Origin of the sequence: Chitinophaga sp. MM2321 (genome assembly GCF_964033635.1) — a bacterium.
GTDB lineage: Bacteria > Bacteroidota > Bacteroidia > Chitinophagales > Chitinophagaceae > Chitinophaga.
Map to the genome: position 1 here is coordinate 1,206,743 of NZ_OZ035533.1, position 19,111 is coordinate 1,225,853.

At 43.7% G+C, this 19,111-nt stretch carries 9 protein-coding genes and 1 CRISPR repeat array (1 of these 10 only partly in view); all 9 genes read right to left on the reverse strand.

Translation table 11 applies throughout. The annotated features are described in order from the left end of the window. A CRISPR array of direct repeats spans positions 1–5,928; the repeat unit is 30 nt; unit sequence GTTTTAATCGTACCATAGAGGAATTGAAAT; it begins 925 nt to the left of the window's first position. Positions 5,929–5,960: 32 nt separating this feature from the next. The 9 genes from ABQ275_RS04550 to ABQ275_RS04590 all read right to left on the reverse strand — a co-directional run bounded on the left by ABQ275_RS04550 (position 5,961) and on the right by ABQ275_RS04590 (position 19,082). Continuing rightward, positions 5,961–7,259 carry a TolC family protein gene (locus ABQ275_RS04550; RefSeq protein ID WP_349317090.1) on the reverse strand — a complete coding sequence of 433 codons (1,299 nt, stop codon included), beginning with the start codon at positions 7,257–7,259 and terminating at the stop codon, positions 5,961–5,963. A 24-nt stretch (positions 7,260–7,283) separates the two neighbouring features. Further along, positions 7,284–10,355: an efflux RND transporter permease subunit gene (locus ABQ275_RS04555; RefSeq protein ID WP_349317091.1), complete on the reverse strand. Its 3,072-nt coding sequence runs from the start codon at positions 10,353–10,355 to the stop codon at positions 7,284–7,286. Between the two features lie 10 nt (positions 10,356–10,365). Then, the gene (locus ABQ275_RS04560) at positions 10,366–11,415 is read right to left on the reverse strand and encodes an efflux RND transporter periplasmic adaptor subunit (protein WP_349317092.1); all 1,050 of its coding nucleotides are present in this window, start codon (positions 11,413–11,415) and stop codon (positions 10,366–10,368) included. 178 nt (positions 11,416–11,593) lie between these two features. After that, on the reverse strand, positions 11,594–13,357 hold the full coding sequence (locus ABQ275_RS04565) for an ABC transporter ATP-binding protein (protein ID WP_349317093.1): 1,764 nt from the start codon (positions 13,355–13,357) through the stop codon (positions 11,594–11,596). 297 nt (positions 13,358–13,654) lie between these two features. Beyond that, complete coding sequence (locus ABQ275_RS04570) at positions 13,655–14,068, reverse strand: L-rhamnose mutarotase (protein ID WP_349317094.1); 414 nt, start codon at positions 14,066–14,068, stop codon at positions 13,655–13,657. Positions 14,069–14,078: 10 nt separating this feature from the next. Further along, a complete protein-coding gene (locus ABQ275_RS04575; protein WP_349317095.1) occupies positions 14,079–15,725 on the reverse strand; it encodes a sodium:solute symporter in 1,647 nt (548 codons plus the stop codon). Further along, positions 15,722–16,963, reverse strand: coding sequence for an enolase C-terminal domain-like protein (locus ABQ275_RS04580; protein WP_349317096.1), 1,242 nt, complete (start codon positions 16,961–16,963; stop codon positions 15,722–15,724). The genes ABQ275_RS04575 and ABQ275_RS04580 overlap by 4 nt, the downstream gene beginning before the upstream one ends. Further along, positions 16,960–18,303 carry an alpha-L-fucosidase gene (locus tag ABQ275_RS04585; RefSeq protein WP_349317097.1) on the reverse strand — a complete coding sequence of 448 codons (1,344 nt, stop codon included), beginning with the start codon at positions 18,301–18,303 and terminating at the stop codon, positions 16,960–16,962. Before ABQ275_RS04585 ends, ABQ275_RS04580 begins: the two co-directional genes overlap by 4 nt. Before the next feature lie 11 nt (positions 18,304–18,314). Continuing rightward, the gene (locus ABQ275_RS04590) at positions 18,315–19,082 is read right to left on the reverse strand and encodes an SDR family oxidoreductase (protein ID WP_349317098.1); all 768 of its coding nucleotides are present in this window, start codon (positions 19,080–19,082) and stop codon (positions 18,315–18,317) included. Positions 19,083–19,111: the final 29 nt, after the last annotated feature.

Sequence of the window (19,111 nt, forward strand, 5' to 3'; positions counted from 1 at the left end):
TAACTGTTTTAATCGTACCATAGAGGAATTGAAATGCTCCTTCAGACGCTTTTCTTCTGCCTTACTCTTAGTTTTAATCGTACCATAGAGGAATTGAAATGTGGTTCTTTTTTACTGGCGCTTATCGGCGTGGCAGTGTTTTAATCGTACCATAGAGGAATTGAAATGATGTAGATATTGCCGAAGCGTTAAATATATCACGTTTTAATCGTACCATAGAGGAATTGAAATCCTTCTTAGCTGAAATGGACGCCTCGCTCTACAGCGGTTTTAATCGTACCATAGAGGAATTGAAATTTTTTTTCGTTTCGCTACGCTTCACTACAATTTTTGGTTTTAATCGTACCATAGAGGAATTGAAATAAGAAGGTCCCCTATTAATTTCCCCAATTGTGGGGGGGGTTAATCGTACCATAGAGGAATTGAAATTTGATAGAAGTAGCTTGAGCAGCAGCTTTAGAGGTGTTTTAATCGTACCATAGAGGAATTGAAATCGATAATAATCCTGATAGACTTTTTGATAAGCTGCAGTTTTAATCGTACCATAGAGGAATTGAAATAAAAGTTCCCTTTCCTTTTCTGTCAGTTTTATAGCTTTGTTTTAATCGTACCATAGAGGAATTGAAATTGACTTAGGTCGAAGACGTTTTTGCCCGGACGGGACGTTTTAATCGTACCATAGAGGAATTGAAATATGGCTGAAGGTACTCCTGCTATGCGCTTTAATGCGGTTTTAATCGTACCATAGAGGAATTGAAATAACCATAACGGCAACAGGTGATGCAACGGGATCAGGCGTTTTAATCGTACCATAGAGGAATTGAAATTAAATAAAACTAAACTCTTTGTTTTTATTCCAAAAAAGTTTTAATCGTACCATAGAGGAATTGAAATGGCAGAAGTCGATACCCTTAACATTAAGCTTAACGAGTTTTAATCGTACCATAGAGGAATTGAAATATTCTTCGTTAAGCCTTGTTTGTTTCTCTGTAGCATGTTTTAATCGTACCATAGAGGAATTGAAATTGTATTGGCATTTCATCAAGGAACACTCCGGAAAGGCGTTTTAATCGTACCATAGAGGAATTGAAATCCCATTGGGCGCTATTGCTTGAACCTCCAAAACAATGTTTTAATCGTACCATAGAGGAATTGAAATTTATTTAACATCTGGTCCAGTTGACGCTCGTAGTATGTTTTAATCGTACCATAGAGGAATTGAAATGAGATGCGCGTGTGGCAGAATCATTTTATACCGCCGTTTTAATCGTACCATAGAGGAATTGAAATTTCAAGTGAAGAAGCGGACGAGCTTGAAATCGTTTTGTTTTAATCGTACCATAGAGGAATTGAAATTGAGATAGATCAAAAACGTTCCTTTTAGGTTTGAAGTTTTAATCGTACCATAGAGGAATTGAAATGGGATCCAGGGCAAGTTTTTGTTATCCAGCTATCCGAGGTTTTAATCGTACCATAGAGGAATTGAAATGGGGAGAAAGAGCCTATTCGGGGAGATTTATATTTCAGTTTTAATCGTACCATAGAGGAATTGAAATGATTGTGCATCAGCACGTTGTTGACCGTACATTTTCTGTTTTAATCGTACCATAGAGGAATTGAAATGCAGCACTTAGTTGTTCCAGGGTGCTGACACAGCGGGCGTTTTAATCGTACCATAGAGGAATTGAAATATGGATACACTTAAGGAGTTGGCTGATGCGTTGGGAGTTTTAATCGTACCATAGAGGAATTGAAATAATACAATAAACGCGTCGGGAGAGCTTGCAATTAATGGTTTTAATCGTACCATAGAGGAATTGAAATAGATTACTACCGCGACCAAAATATGGATACTAATCCGTTTTAATCGTACCATAGAGGAATTGAAATAACACGTTTTTCTTAGGACGTGTCATTTTGATCGAAGTTTTAATCGTACCATAGAGGAATTGAAATGATTTTTTTAGAGACATAAAGCCTTTAGCAGTTAGAGGTTTTAATCGTACCATAGAGGAATTGAAATATCGAGGTTCCGAGTTCGATGTTCAGGCCCGCTATTGGGTTTTAATCGTACCATAGAGGAATTGAAATCTTTTTAAATCCGTTGTAGAAGAAGAATCAGTGCAGTTTTAATCGTACCATAGAGGAATTGAAATACGTTAATCGTTGTTAGTTTGTCCTTGCCAATTTTAGTTTTAATCGTACCATAGAGGAATTGAAATCTTTTTAAATCCGTTGTAGAAGAAGAATCAGTGCAGTTTTAATCGTACCATAGAGGAATTGAAATACGTTAATCGTTGTTAGTTTGTCCTTGCCAATTTTAGTTTTAATCGTACCATAGAGGAATTGAAATGTAGTTCTTCGGCCCGCTTGCTTATAACAACAGCATAGTTTTAATCGTACCATAGAGGAATTGAAATCTTGGAAGGTAAACTGTTAGATCCAGTTCCATCGCCGTTTTAATCGTACCATAGAGGAATTGAAATTGCAGTCGATGAGCGTACCGAACCGGTAAGCCTGCTGTTTTAATCGTACCATAGAGGAATTGAAATTGCCTAACAAGACGGATATAGCAGGCGATAACCTTATGTTTTAATCGTACCATAGAGGAATTGAAATGGAATTCCCCAAATCTGTACCGGAAGGATATTGCTATTGTTTTAATCGTACCATAGAGGAATTGAAATCCGGCAATAGATGAATGATATAAGTAGGTGAACATTGTTTTAATCGTACCATAGAGGAATTGAAATACCATTATGTAATCCAGTCCCGATCGGAATTTAGCTGTTTTAATCGTACCATAGAGGAATTGAAATTACACGAAGACGCGGAGCTTATAAAGTCCGAAATGGTTTTAATCGTACCATAGAGGAATTGAAATATGAATGTTGCATTTAGGGCTGGCGTAGTTTCGAAAAGTTTTAATCGTACCATAGAGGAATTGAAATCAGCTAAGAGAATAAGAATCTCCAGGCACACACTCGTTTTAATCGTACCATAGAGGAATTGAAATATAGCGGTTGCAAGATTAGGAGCATGCATAGCAGCAGTTTTAATCGTACCATAGAGGAATTGAAATAGAGAACCTACCGGTATATCCACAGCAGGACCTTTGTTTTAATCGTACCATAGAGGAATTGAAATGGGCCGGGTACTCTCCTGCTTCTGCATATTCACAAGTTTTAATCGTACCATAGAGGAATTGAAATCTTGTTTCGACTAAAAAGGCTTGATTGCGAGCAAAGTTTTAATCGTACCATAGAGGAATTGAAATCGGTGTGGCACAAAGGATATTACATTACTCTCAATGGTTTTAATCGTACCATAGAGGAATTGAAATCGGGTTTTCTAAGGCCGTTGAGCCGTTGCTTACCTGTGTTTTAATCGTACCATAGAGGAATTGAAATATACTTGTAGTATCCGCGTTAAAGATAAGAGCATGGTTTTAATCGTACCATAGAGGAATTGAAATATATAAGGATGGACAGGAGAAGCGGAGTTATTATTAGTTTTAATCGTACCATAGAGGAATTGAAATCTAATGCGTTTATATTGAAATCTGAATACCATCTGGGTTTTAATCGTACCATAGAGGAATTGAAATAAACTTCAAACTACAAACATATATGCACGTTAAACAAGTTTTAATCGTACCATAGAGGAATTGAAATGGGCGAAACATAGATACTGCATTAACGTACAGCCCTGTTTTAATCGTACCATAGAGGAATTGAAATTGTGCAGTAAACGCCCTCTTTCGAAAGAAGATGCACAGTTTTAATCGTACCATAGAGGAATTGAAATAAGTATAGCCAACAGAAGCACCAGTAACAGACCCGAGTTTTAATCGTACCATAGAGGAATTGAAATATATTGGTTAGGGCATCCATCGACCGAACAAATATGCGTTTTAATCGTACCATAGAGGAATTGAAATGAAAAATGAATCTGCCAGCGGATATATCTTTACCTCAGGTTTTAATCGTACCATAGAGGAATTGAAATCAAGTATCCGATCACCGGCAACAACCGCAATTCCATGTTTTAATCGTACCATAGAGGAATTGAAATAATGCTCCAACCCAAAATGATCAGTGAGCTGAAGTTGTTTTAATCGTACCATAGAGGAATTGAAATTAAATAAAACTAAACTCTTTCCCTCTCCCCCAAAAAAGTTTTAATCGTACCATAGAGGAATTGAAATGAATATCTCCAATGGGGTTTCTTAATATGGCATTAGGGTTTTAATCGTACCATAGAGGAATTGAAATAAAACAAACCCGGCAATCTTTCCACCTTTCCATTTTCGTTTTAATCGTACCATAGAGGAATTGAAATATTGGGGTTGGTTTAACTTAAAAAGTGATTCATTTAAGTTTTAATCGTACCATAGAGGAATTGAAATGGTTATCGGAAGTAGATACAATGGTCGAAATATTGGGTTTTAATCGTACCATAGAGGAATTGAAATGATAAATGAGCGCACAACAGTGGAGTGCATTGTCTGGTTTTAATCGTACCATAGAGGAATTGAAATGAGATAAAAAATACAGGCACTTACAACCATATCAATGTTTTAATCGTACCATAGAGGAATTGAAATGGAGAAACCCGATGAAATTGAAGATTTCCAGCCTACGGTTTTAATCGTACCATAGAGGAATTGAAATGAGATGAAGGCAGTAAGCCTACCCCGCCACCGGATCGTTTTAATCGTACCATAGAGGAATTGAAATAGCGATGGGGAGCTACCTCCAATTGTTATGGCAATAAAGTTTTAATCGTACCATAGAGGAATTGAAATAGGGCGTAGCTTCTACGAAACCCCTACGGGTGGAGGTTTTAATCGTACCATAGAGGAATTGAAATTAAAATTGGCATGTCTTACCCTGAGTGGCCGATTAGTTTTAATCGTACCATAGAGGAATTGAAATGTCGCAAATAAATATTGATGTATACAGAAGAAGAGGTTTTAATCGTACCATAGAGGAATTGAAATCTATTTTAATAATTTACCAAACAAGCCCATTACGGGGTTTTAATCGTACCATAGAGGAATTGAAATTACATTTGCGGAAATACTCGATAAGATAGCCAATCGGTTTTAATCGTACCATAGAGGAATTGAAATTTTGCTATAACCCTGGCGCCGGAACGTACATTCCCAGTTTTAATCGTACCATAGAGGAATTGAAATTATTGTCAAACTCTCTGGTAGCTTGTGCTAGCCGTGTTTTAATCGTACCATAGAGGAATTGAAATTAAAAACCAAGAAGGCTGTATCCCTTTCTTCCAATACGTTTTAATCGTACCATAGAGGAATTGAAATTTGAAAAAACCCCTGACTTCTAAAGTCAAGAGGTTTTTGTTTTAATCGTACCATAGAGGAATTGAAATATGTATTTAGATCTCACATCCATCCACTTACCTAGTTTTAATCGTACCATAGAGGAATTGAAATTATTTTACGATTAATGCACAGGCAAACGCCTATACAGTTTTAATCGTACCATAGAGGAATTGAAATCCGTTTCTGTCAGCCAGAATCCCCATAGCGCGGAAGTTTTAATCGTACCATAGAGGAATTGAAATGTGCGTTCAGGTGAGAATTTATCCCTCCATGTGATCGTTTTAATCGTACCATAGAGGAATTGAAATGAGCTAGAAAAGTCACCTCCTAAATCGGGCAATTTGCTGTTTTAATCGTACCATTGAGGAATTGAAATTGGAATCTTTAGCCAGTCTTAATGATGCAGAGCTTAGTTTTAATCGTACCATAGAGGAATTGAAATACATTAACACCAGACTTTTATGTATTTGCATCTGATGGTTTTAATCGCACTATAAAGGAATTGAAATTCAGCCCCCAGTTCCAATGCTTTCAAGGTATTGCTTGTTTTAATCGCACCATTCAGGAATTGAAATAAATAAAATTTACCTCCACCAAATTTTAACCCCTAATAATCCAGCATATTCGCCAATGACTTCAACTGTATCTCTGCGGCCTTTGCGGCATACGTGAGGTTGACCAACAGATACCCCGCATTTTCAAAACTTTGCTGGGCTGTTTTTACGTCAATGATTGTTGCTTGCCCCAGCTGGAAGCGTTGCAACACCAGGGTAAGCAGGCGGTAAGACAAATTATAGTTGTCCACAGCTGTTGCTACCTGTTGCAGGTTGATGGTGTATGCCTGCCATAGTTTTACTGCGTTGGCGGTATAATCGCGGGTGAAGATATCTTTCTCGATTTTAGCATTATAGGTGGCGATACTGGCTACCTGTTGCTGTCGTTTGTAGATAGTACCGTTAAAAATGGGGATGGTAATGCCTGCACCTACATAAGGACCGTTGTTCTGATTGAATAATACATTGCCTGCACCTGCTTCTGTGCGGTTGTAATCATATCCCGCATTTACGCTGAGGGAAGGGTAGCGTTGCGCTGCGGTTTCCCGTTCTGTTAATTCGTTCACCTTTATCTGAAGGTCTGCTGCGAGCAGACGCGGGTTGTGTAATTGCAGGGAGCTGAGTACCGTGTCCAGGCTTAGTTTTCTGTCGACGATGATGGTATCTCTTATCTGTATACTGGAATCGGGGTTGAGTGTTAACAGGCGTAATAAGGCCGTCTTATCCTGGTTGATGACCAGTTGTTGCGACTGTAATGCCTGTTGTTGTGTATTGATATCTACCTGCGCCTGAAAAAGATCCGCATCATTGGACATGCCGACGTCCCTTTTGGCTTTTACGATATCCAGTTTTTGTTGTGATACATCAATAGATTTCTGCAGGGTGGCGGCATAGCTTTGCTGGCGTACAATATCGTAGTAGGTTAGTTCTACATTGGCTACAACATTAATGATCATGGAGTCGAGGTCTTTTTTACTCATTTGTTCCAGGGTGGCGAGTCTTTTTTTGGTAGCTACAATACGCTGACCATTGTATACCAACACACTGGCACCAACACCGGTGTTGAGCGTATTGGTAGAAGAGCCGTTGCGTTTGATGATGGTGCCTGTGCTCAACTTCTGATTTACGTTGCTGCTTTGCGCCACATCGGTACCGGTAGCTTGTACTAGTGGCAGGCCGCCAGCTACGCCATAATTATTAAAGATGGTGTTGGCTTCCAGGTCGTTCTTTGCGAGTTGTATATCGAGGCTGTTTTTTAATGCGATGCGGATAGCCTGCGGCAGATCCAGTTGTTGCTGTTGCGCTATCCCGGCAAGGGGTAGCAGTAACAGGAATAAAGTTTTCTTCATCATAGCTGTAGTTATTGCAGCCACTGGTTACTGCGGCGTTGTTGTAGTCACGCCTTTATGTTTACCGGAGATGAAAGTATATACCGCAGGTATTACCAGTAGTGTTAGTATCAAAGAAAATAAAATGCCGCCTACCACTACAATGCCGAGCGGTACCCGGCTGGATGCCGCTGCACCAAGACTTAATGCAATGGGCAACGCTCCCAGGGAAGTGGCCAGGCTGGTCATGAGGATAGGCCGCAATCGTTGTGCGGCGGCTTCTATAACGGCTTCTGTTTTAGGTATACCTTGTGCCCGTTTCTGATTGGTAAATTCTACAATCAGGATACCGTTTTTTGTTACCAGTCCGATCAGCATAATCATGCCTATCTCTGAAAATATATTGAGTGTTTGTCCGAATATCCACAGGCTTAACAGCGCACCTGCCAATGCCAGCGGTACGGTCAGCATAATGGTAAGCGGGTCGATAAAGCTCTCGAACTGTGCGGCGAGGATGAGATAAATCAAGATGAGTGCCAGGCCGAATGCAAAGGCTGTATTGGAAGAACTCTCTGCATAATCCCTGGAAGAACCGGCCAGTGAAGTATGGAAGGTAGGGTCCAGTACTTTATTGGCTATGGCCTGCATCACTTTGATACCATCGCCAATGGTATTACCCGGCGCCAGTGCAGCGGAAATAGTGGCAGACTTATACCGGTTGTAATGATACAGGATAGCCGGACTGCTGCTCTCATCCAGGTTTACCACCGCATCCAGCGGAATGAGGTTGCCGCTGCTGCTTCTTACATATAGCTTCTCTATGTCTGCGGGCTTATTCCTGTCTGTTCTTTCCACCTGGCCCAATACCTGGTATTGATATCCATTCATGATGAAATAAGCCATTCTGCCGCCACTAAAAGCCGATTGCGCGGCACCTATTACATCTGCGGTAGACAAGCCCAGGTCTTTGGACTTGGTACGGTCTACTGATAACTGCACTTCGGGCTTATTGAATTTTAAGTCCACATCTACATTCGTAAAGGTTTTATCATCACGGGCGGCGTTGAGGAATTTAGGAATGGCTTCCTTCAGTTTATTCAGATCGAGGTTTTGCAATACGAACTGCACCGGTGCGGATGATTTTGAGCCGGAACCTACTGAAATGGTTTGTTCCTGTACGGCAAAGATGCGGGCTTCATTGAAGCGACCCAGTTTCTTCTGCAGGTCATTGGCAATATCATTCTGACTGCGGCTGCGCAGGGAAGGATCAACCAGGCCGATTCTCGGCTGTGCTGCATTGACGGCGCCACCGGCGCCGCTGGGTGTTCTGGTGAAAACAAAATCCCTTTCAGGTACGGAGTCGTAGAGATATGCTGCTATCCTGTCTGTAAGACCCAGCATATGACTATAGCTGGTACCTTCCGCAGCAGAAACGCTGAAACGGATACTGTTCCTGTCTTCCAACGGTGCTATTTCGCTTTTCAGACTGGTAATGGTTAACAGGATGACTACCCCGCAGATGCCAATGATCAGCCAGGCGGTCCATCTTATCTTCATAAAATTTTCCAGCAGGCGTTTGTAACCCTTTTCCATCCCTGTAAAGAAAGGTTCTGTTTTTACATAGAACCAGCCATGCTGTGCATTCTTTCTGTTCAACACTACATTTAATACAGGCGTTATCGTTAGTGATACAAAAGAAGAGATCAATACGGCGGAAGCCAGTACCACGCCAAATTCGCGGAACAGGCGGCCCACAAATCCCTGTAAAAAAATTACCGGCAGAAATACCACCGCCAGTGTAATAGAAGTAGATATAACAGCGAAAAATATTTCCTTGCTGCCTTCCAGCGCCGCTTGATGAATAAGCAATCCTTCTTCCAGTTTCCGGAATATATTTTCTGTTACTACAATACCGTCATCCACTACCAGCCCTGTTGCCAGTACGATACCCAGCAAGGTTAATATGTTCACCGTAAAGCCGGCTACATACATCACAAAAAAAGTTGCCACCAGTGAAATAGGTATATCTATCAATGGCCGCACGGCGATCAGCCAGTTACGGAAAAAGAGGAAGATCACCAGCACGACCAGACTAAAAGCGATCAGTAATGTTTCCTGTACTTCTTTCAGTGACAGGCGTATGTTGCGGGTATTATCCACTAATACGCGGAACTGGATATCTTCTTTATTTGATTTTTCTATTTGTTTTAACCGCTCATTGAAATCATTCGCAATCTGGATATTATTGGCACTGGGTTGGGGAATGATGGCGATACCTACGGCATATACGCCATTGTACTTCCAGCTTTGCTCATATACTTCAGGGCCCAGCTCTACCCGTGCTACATCAGACAACCGTATAATGCCGGTACTGTCTTCCCGGATAATAAGATCGCGGAATTGTTGCTCGGTTGTTAGCCGTCCCAATGTGCGGATTGTAAGCTCTGTATTGTTACCGTAAATTTTTCCGGGAGGCAGATCCACATTTTCATTTGCCAATGCGGTGGTGATATCTGTAAATGCGACGTTGTAAGCACTCATTTTATCGGGGTTCATCCACAGGCGCATGGCATAGCGTTTTTGCCCGAGTATGGTAATGGAGCTGACGTTGTTGATGGTCTGGAACTGCTGCTGCAACACATTTTCTGCATAGTCGCTCAGTTCCATGAGGCTTTTGGTGTGGCTTTGCACAGCCATGATCAGAATAAAATCAGCGTTGGCATCTGCTTTTGTAACTACCGGTGGCGCATCAATATCCTGTGGCAGATTGCGGCTGGCCTGACTTACTTTATCGCGTACATCACTGGCAGCGGCTTCCAGGTCGATACCGAGGTTGAACTCTACTGTAATGCTGCTGCTACCGAGTGAACTGAAAGAAGAAATGGTGCGGATACCGGGTACGCCGTTTATCTGTTTTTCCAGTGGCTCTGTGATCTGGCTTTCAATAATATCCGCATTGGCGCCGGTATAGGAAGTAGTAACCGTAATAACAGGCGGGTCAATAGCAGGGTAGTCCCTTACGGCCAGAAAGGAGTATCCTACCAGACCGAAAAGGATTAATGCCAGGTTCATGACGGTTGCCATCACCGGCCGCTTAAGCGACAACTCAGATATATTCATGTGCCAGGATCTATTTCAGATCAGACAGTTTTTTTACACTTCTTACTTTAAGTGGCGCGTCGGGCTTTGCAAACAATACACCTGTTACTACCACTGTATCCCCCGGATTTATTCCGTTGGTAATTTCCACATTGCTGGCTTGTCTTACGCCTGTTTCCACACTGATGAACTTTGCTTTGCCTCCTTTTATAACCACTACCTGGTTGCGTTGATCATTTGGGATCAACACATTGGTGGGTACCATGATGGCGTGTTTGTTGGCGCCGGCATCAACATATACTTTTGCAAAACTTCCGGGATTCACTTTTGTGTTTTGCAGGGATGCCCTTACTTTCAGGTTCCTGGTAATGGTGTTGGCCTGCGGCTCTACTGCTATTATTACTGCTGACTGCCGGGCACTGTCTGCAATATCCATGGCGATAGTGACTCTATTCCCCTTGCGCACCAGCGGGGCATATGCTTCCGGAAGGGTAAAATCTATTTTTAAAGTATTTAGCTGCTGTATAGAAGCGATCACATCTGTAGGGGTAACGTAGGCGCCTATACTCACAAGACGCAAACCGACTGTACCGGTGAAAGGAGCTTTCACCACCGTTTTATCTATCAATGCCTGGTAATAGGCAATATCTGTTTGAATACTTTGCAGCTGATTCAGTGCGCTGTCGTAATCAGATTGGTTAATGCCGTTGATCGCCAGCAATTTTTTCAGGCGGGCTTCTGTTTTGATGGCGAGATCCAGCTGTACTTTTGATTTGGCGAGTTGTGCCTGCAGGTCTGCATCATTAATGCGTGCAATGACTGTTCCCTGGCGCACCACCGCCCCTTCAGGTACGTTCAGGTAAGTAATACGGCCGCTGGCTTCGGGATGCAACTGCACCGATTCATTGGATACTACCGTGCCATTGGCTTCCACAATGTTGGATATAGCCTGTTGGGAAGCGACAATTACATCTGCTAATACAACAGCATCCTGTTTAAGGGTGGGTGCTTTCTTATGCTGACAGGCATTCAGTAGTATGGCTGTACAGATTATTGAAACAAACAGCGAGATACGTATCATTCAGAACAGATAATTTAAAAACAGCTTCTTTCTATAGCTATCTTCAAAAAGAAGTGATTATAGTATTGATGAGCGTTTTCCGTTTGGCACATATCCCAAAGCCCTTATTCTGACAATGAAATACCCCCTTTTGTTTAATGGAGATAAAAAAATACTTTTATACGTTATATTAATTTAATCATGTATTTGATGCAACGGTATACCTTCTTTCACCTACCTGTTGCCGCCACATGGCATAGTATAAGCCTTTCTGCACCAGGAGCTCGTCATGAGAGCCGGTTTCAGCTATCTTCCCTTTTTCAAGCACATAAATCACATCGGCGTGCATGATGGTCGACAGCCGGTGAGCAATCAGGATGGTCATCTGTTCCCTGCTGGCAGATATTTCCCGGATCGTACGGGTGATATCTTCTTCGGTCAGTGAATCCAAAGCAGAGGTAGCCTCATCGAAAATGAGCAGTCGTGGTTGCCGCAGCAGTGCCCGTGCAATAGAGATGCGTTGCTTTTCACCACCGGACAGCTTCATACCATTTTCTCCCAACATCGTATTTACACCATGCGAAGCTTTGGCTATTAAAGCAGATGCAGACGCTTTGCGCAGTGCTTCCTTGATCTCCTCGTCTGTTGCCGACGGCTTCACAAAAAGCATATTATCCCGGATAGTGCCTGCATACAATTGGGTATCCTGGGTTACAAATCCAATTTGTCGCCTCAATGGATTATACCGGATATCTGTAGAGAAGGTATCGTTGAAATAAATTTTACCACTCACCGGTGCATAGAGGCCAACCAACAACTTCACCAGGGTTGACTTGCCGGAACCTGAAGGGCCCACAAATGCGATGGTCTGCCCGGTTTTTACCGTAAAGGAAATATCATCGATGGCATTATAACCTGCTGTTTTATGACGGAAGATGACATGCTCGAACTGTAGATTGTTCAGCGGACCAATTTCTACCGGGTTGTCGGGCCGCCGCTCTACCGGCTTGTTCATGAGCCGGTCAAAATTTTTGATAGAAGCATCTACTTCGCGGTATTGCAGAATCATATTGCCGAGGTCCTGCAACGGCCCGAATATAGCGGTTGAAATAAACTGCATGGCGATCAGCTCTCCTGTACTCAGTATTTTTCGGAAGATGAGCCAAAGCAAAATAAACAGGATAGACTGTTTCAACAGGTTCAAGGTAGTGCCCTGCAAAAAGGAAAGAAAACTGACCTTCCTGGCCTTGAACATTTCCAGCTGGAAAATTTGCAGCGTTTGCACATTGAGCCGCCGGATCTCCGGAAAGGTAAGCCCCAGGCTTTTTACCAGCTCAATATTGCGCAGGCTTTCTGTAATAACACCCGCCTGGGCATCGGTTTGCCGGTTGATAGAACGTTGCACTGTTTTTATCTTCCTGGATAACAGCCCCGTAAGAGAACCAAGTACAAGAACACCTATGATAAATACAGGTATTAACATCCAGTTTTTATTAATGCTGTACCACAACAGAAACCCGACGCCAACCAGGGATGAAAACAGGACGTTGATAAATGAGTTGACAAAACGTTCTGCATCCGTTTTTACCTTTTGCAGAATAGACAGGGTAGTACCACTCCTGTTTTCCTCAAATTCCTGGAAGGAGAGCCGCAAGGTTTGTTTTAATCCGTCATTAAAGATATGCATGCCAAACTGCGCCACCGTTTTGCGGGTGAGATACTCCTGGAATGATTTGAATAGTTTGGATAATAAAGCAATGCCCACAGCCAATCCGAGCCAGTACAAAACACTGTTAATCAGTTCACTTTCCGACAGCCCTTTCGGGTTCGCTGCATAGTTATCTACTATCTTTCCAAAAATAATCGGATCTACAAGACTCAGCAACTGCGCGGCTCCTGCTAAAAGCAGGGAGTAAAAAATCAGCCGTTTGTGTGGTCTGAGATATTTCCATAGTGTATTCATCAGCGTTAACTTTTAAAGGGGCCTGTTGTGATTTCCTCCGGCTTTATTACTATTATACTGAAAATATACTATCAGAAATACAATTAATACCATAAAAAAGTTAAATGATGGTATACTTTACCGCAAGTGGATGCGCTGATTTTTGGATATAAAAGAAATAGAAAAGATAGTGAAAGTATTCCGGTTCACCGTGAGAAGCATTGTTCGTGTACCAACGTAGAGGGATAAACGAAGATAATTACCAAGAAAGAGTCGGGCGTATCGCCACGCGGCTGCAACAGACAGCAAAGGAGCCGTTCAATCTGTATGAAACACCTCTTCCAGGGGCGACCATGTTTCATTTTTTTGTAGTGCATCCGGTAATGGCAACTGGCAGGGCGCCGTTTCTTTCCACCAACGCTGCGTAGCAGTATCCGCTGCCATCTTTTTCATATCTGCTGAAAAATCTTTACCGGTATATTCAAAATAACTGAAAAGATACCAGGCGGAATCTATCTGGCGCAGGTAGATAGAATAGTTATGCACATTACATTCCTTCAGCCGCTGCAATACAGCCGGCCACGGCTGTGCATGCAGTGACTTGTAATAACCTATTTTGTCCGGTTTGAGACCGGTTATGGTGCCGTATCGCTGCACTTTCTCTTTTTCCTGACGGGGAGATAAACAGCTCATTGTACCCAACACCACTACCACAAATAAGAACTTTTTCATGCATTTATTTTTATCTGAAAAACCAGTATAACACAACCATCGTCAGCAATAATGCAGCCGATAATACTTTATAGTTCGCCATACCCGGCCATCCTTTTACGCGCAGGGCGGCTAAAGGATGCGACCAATAGAGCTTATTGCTTACTTCGGTATGTACCACAGGATAGGCATACGATAATACCACCAGCAGTAATGTACATGCGCAGAAAAGATAAAAGGCCATCATCATAAAAGGAATGGTGCCTATCACGGAGCCAGGGAATATTTTATTGATAGTGTAAACAACCGCCCCCAGTGCAGAACCACACCACAGCGTATATTGCGCCGCTGTAGCAGAAGCTTTCTTCCAGAATACACCCAGCAGAAATACACAGGTTATAGGAGGCGCAATATGTGCAATGATATCATTGATACCGTTAAACAGACTTTCATACTGGTTTAGCAATGGCAGTAAAGCTATGGACATCAATGAAGCCAGGGTGGCTGCTATACGGCCGGTCTTTATCATCTGTTTGTCGCTCGCAGCCGGTTTAAACCGCTTGTACAGATCGTAGCTCACCAGTGTGGCAATCGCATTCAGTGCGCCGGAAATCTGGCTCATTAATCCTGATAGCAAGGCCGCTACCAATATTCCCACCAAACCGGAAGGCACCAGTTTTGTAATCATCAGGGAATAAATGCCTTTTGTATTTAATCCCGGCTGGCCATCGGCAGTAATTTGTGGTAACCCGCTCAGGTCCAGTGCGCCCTGTTTATATAAGACATAGGCAAATAATCCTGGTAGTATGAAGATAAAAACGGGCAGGATTTTAATAAAACCGCAGAACAAAACACCGGTGCGTGCCTGGTTTTCATCTTTAGCACCCAGCACCCGTTGTACAATGGTTTGATCGGCACACCAGTACCAGATACCCAGCACGGGGTATCCCAGGAAAACCGCGTACCACGGGAGTTGGCTGGCATCGCCCGAAGGGCGCAACATCGACAGCTTATCCATTTGCTGATGCTCCTGTAATATCTGTACCATTGGTTGCCAGCCGCCTACTTTTACCCACGACAACACCGTGATGATGGTGGCGCCTGTGAGCAATACCACCGTTTGTACCGATTCGGTTACCACTACCGCGCGTAATCCCCCGATAATAGTGTAGGCACCGGTAACAACGGCAATGATAATAATACTGGTAAACATATGGATGCCAAACAGAGTTTCGAGTACAATACCTCCGGCCAGAAAAGAAAAAGCGATGTGGATGATAATAGCCGATACGACGGAAACAATAGCCAGCCAGTCGCGGCAGGCGCGGTTATACCGTCGTTCCAGGAAATCAGGTAAAGTAGCTACCCCGGAGCGGATATAAAAAGGAACAAAGAAAACCGCCAGCAATATTAAGGTAAAAGAAGCCATCCACTCAAAATTCCCGCTGAGCAAACCGGTGTCAAAACCACTCTGTGCAAGGCTTACCAGGTGAAGGCAGGAAATGTTGGTAGCAAATAATGCCATGCCTATCATGGGCCAGCGGAGTGATTTACCGGCAAGAAAATATTCACTGCTCTGGCTTTTATTCTTTTTCCCGGATAACCCTGCCCAAAACCCCAGCAGCACAATAAAGGCTACATAACAAATACTGATGACGGTATCAATGGTAGAAATCATCGGGCAATATTTTTATCTGCTATTAAATCACAGCTGCTGCCCGGCAGCTCAGGTGTTTTATAAAAGCCGTCAGCAATGATAGCAGGTTGCTCAAAATGCGTACGCAGGTGCGGAATATGTTCGAGAAACAGGGCTTCATGTCCCATGCCGATATGATTGAATAACACGAGATGCTGATGCAGTTGCCCCATATCGCCTACATGCGGTACTACCGGCACCCCGAATTTTTTGCACAACAGGCTTACCGTCAGGAACTCGCTCACGCCTCCAACCCTTACGGCATCTACCTGGATAAATCCCGCGCAGCCGGTTTGTAGATAGTTTTTAAAGACTACCCTGTTTGGTACATGTTCTCCCAGCGCCAGTTTCATCGGGTTTATGGCATCAGCCAGTATTTTATGGGCGAGCACATCATCAGGATGCGTGGGTTCTTCTATCCAGTAAGGACGGATATCCGCCAGCTTTTTGCTGACAGCTATTGCCTGCGGCAGATTCCATTGCTGATTGGCATCTACCATTACCTTGATATTATTGCCGACCGTGTTTCGCACGATATGCGCTCTTCGTATATCCGTTTCCGGGTTTTTAGCGCCGACTTTAAGTTTCAGTGCCAGGAAGCCTTTGTCTACCGCCCGTTTGCAATTTTCTTCCAGTTGATCATCTGCATAATTAAACCATCCGGCAGAAGTATCGTAAGCGGGATAACCACTGAGCAGGATACCATCACGTTCTTTTCTTGAAACCGCCATGTCTGTCAGTAAGCGGATCGCTTCATCGCGGGGCAGTACTTCTTCCAGGTAGGAAAGGTCCAGTGTATTGACCAGCTGTTCCGGCGACAGCTCCAGCAACAGTTTCCATAGAGGCACCTGTTGTTGTTTTGCCCAAAGATCATAACAGGCGTTGGTAACAGAGGCCAGTGCCAGGTGTACAACGCCTTTATGTGGGCCGAGCCAGCGGAATTGCTGTTCATCCGACATGCTTTTAAACCAGGTACCAAATGTAGCCATCACTTCCGCCAGTTCTTTTCCAACCAGTTTCTCTGCATAAAATTTTGCTGCTGCGCACACCAGTTCATTACCTGCGCCCAGTGTGAAAGCCAGGCCGGTGCCGCAGTTCCCTTTGTCGTCGTACAGGCAGGTAACGGTGTAGGAATACACAGGGTTCTGATGTATGGCATCACTGCCGGCGCCTGCGGCAAGTGGAAATCTTGCGTCTTTTACTGCAATGCTTTTAATCATCCTTTGTTATCTTTTTTTATCACAGCGATGCTCATCGCTGGTTTATCTATCTCTAATACAATGACGGTATCATTGCTATCAGGTAAAACGGCAGGCAGTTGCAGTGCAATGTCTGCCGCTGTTTGTTTAAATGATATGGTAGTGCCATTGAGTACATAGGCTTTTTTAATGTGTACGCCGGGGAAAGCGGGCACCGTTAATGTTTGCCCGGATGTTTGAAAAACATGCAGATAAATTTTATTGCCTTTCCGTGTGGTGGCATAATTATCTGTGGGCACATAAGGGCCACCGGCGGTCTGGTAAATAGCAGCACCGTATTTTTTCAGCCAGCTGCCCATTTCCCGGACCCTTGCTACCTGCGCGGGTTCCATCGTACCATCCGGCATAGGGCCGATATTAAAGAGGAGGTTACCATTGCCGGCCGCCGTTTTTGCCAGGGTTTGAATGCAGGTTTTCAGCGACTTCATTTTATCGTGGGGTTTCCAGGCCCACTGATCTGCAATGGTAATGCAGGATTCCCAGGGTGTGTTCATATCCAGGCCGCCAATGCGTTGTTCGGGCGTATCGTAGTCGCCCAGGAAATCTGCTGTACTGGCCATCCCCACACCTGAGAATTTTTTACCAATGCGGTTATTGATGATCACATCTTTCTTAATCGTTTTCAGGTAGGTGTACATGTCGAGTGCCATCGCTTCCGTCCAGGGTTTTTCCCAGGGGCCATCAAACCAGAGCATGTAAGGATCATAAGCAGTGATCAGTTCCTTGAGCTGATTTTTCATGTACTGTACATATTTATCCATCTGTGCATCTTTTCGTATGCCCTTGCCCGTAGTATCATAAGGATTGTCAACCGGATAATCAGGATAATGCCAGTCCAGCACAGAATAGTAGATACAGAATTTAATACCATACTTCCGGCAGGCTTTCGCCAGCGCGCCTACCACATCTTTTTTATAGGGGGTAGACATAATATCATAATCCGTATAGGCAGATGGCCACAGGCAAAATCCGTCGTGATGTTTGGCCGTAATGGTCAGGTATTTCATACCGGCATCCCTGGCTACTTTTACCCATTCTTCCGCATTAAACTTTGTAGGGTTAAATACTTTATATAAGGTATCATAATCGGCAGCGGGCACTTCCCGGTGGCGCGACCAACCTATTTCAGTACCTCTGAGCGCAATGGGGCCCCAGTGGATAAACATCCCGAAACGCAATCCCATAAATTCGTCCATCACCTTTTTACTGGTCAGGATATGTTGATCGAGTTGCGCATTGGTTTGTGCAGTAGCGGTATGCAACGTTAGCAGCATCCCCAGGGCAATTACGAGTTTTTTCATAGTTCTTTCATTTAAATCTGATGTTTGTATCCTAATTCTGCGCCACCACTTACCGGCATAATACATCCGGTAATAAAGCGCGCTTTATCTGATAACAGGAACGTACATACGTCTGCTATCTCTGCTGTGCCTGGACAATATCCCAGCGCATGAATATTGTCCAGGTATTGTTCCATGCGTGCAGGGTCTGGTTGTTCCAGGTTCCATTGCCGTAACATCGGTGTCCATACACCGGCCGGGGCAACTGCATTTACCCGGATGCCCCAGGGTGCGTAATCCAGCGCCATTGCTTTGGTGAGGGCATTTACCGCGCCTTTGCTGCCGGCATATGCGGCGTGCTGTTCCTGGCCTATTTCACCCACGAGGCTGCTGGTATTTAAAATACTGCCCTGCGTGGCCTTCAGTGCAACGATGCCGTAGAAGGTTGTATAGTATATGCTTTTCGTATTTACCCGCATCACCTCATTCCAGGCTGCTTCGGTGGTTTCATGCAACGGTTTGGATGGTTGCGCAATGCCTGCATTATTGTGAATGGCATCCAGCTTTCCGTATTGTTGTAATACGGTCGTGATTGCCCGCTCCACATCTGCACCCTGCGACACATCGGCCTGGAGGAAAGAATGTGGGGTGCCCAGTTGCGCCTGTATCCCGCGCAATGCCGACGGATCTTTATCAATAACAGCCACCACGGCTCCTTCCCGCGCATATGCCAGCGCACAGGCCTCTCCGATACCGGAAGCACCACCCGTGATCAGGATCACTTTTCCTTGTAAGAGCATGTTGTTGTTTTTGTACAGCTAAAATTAAC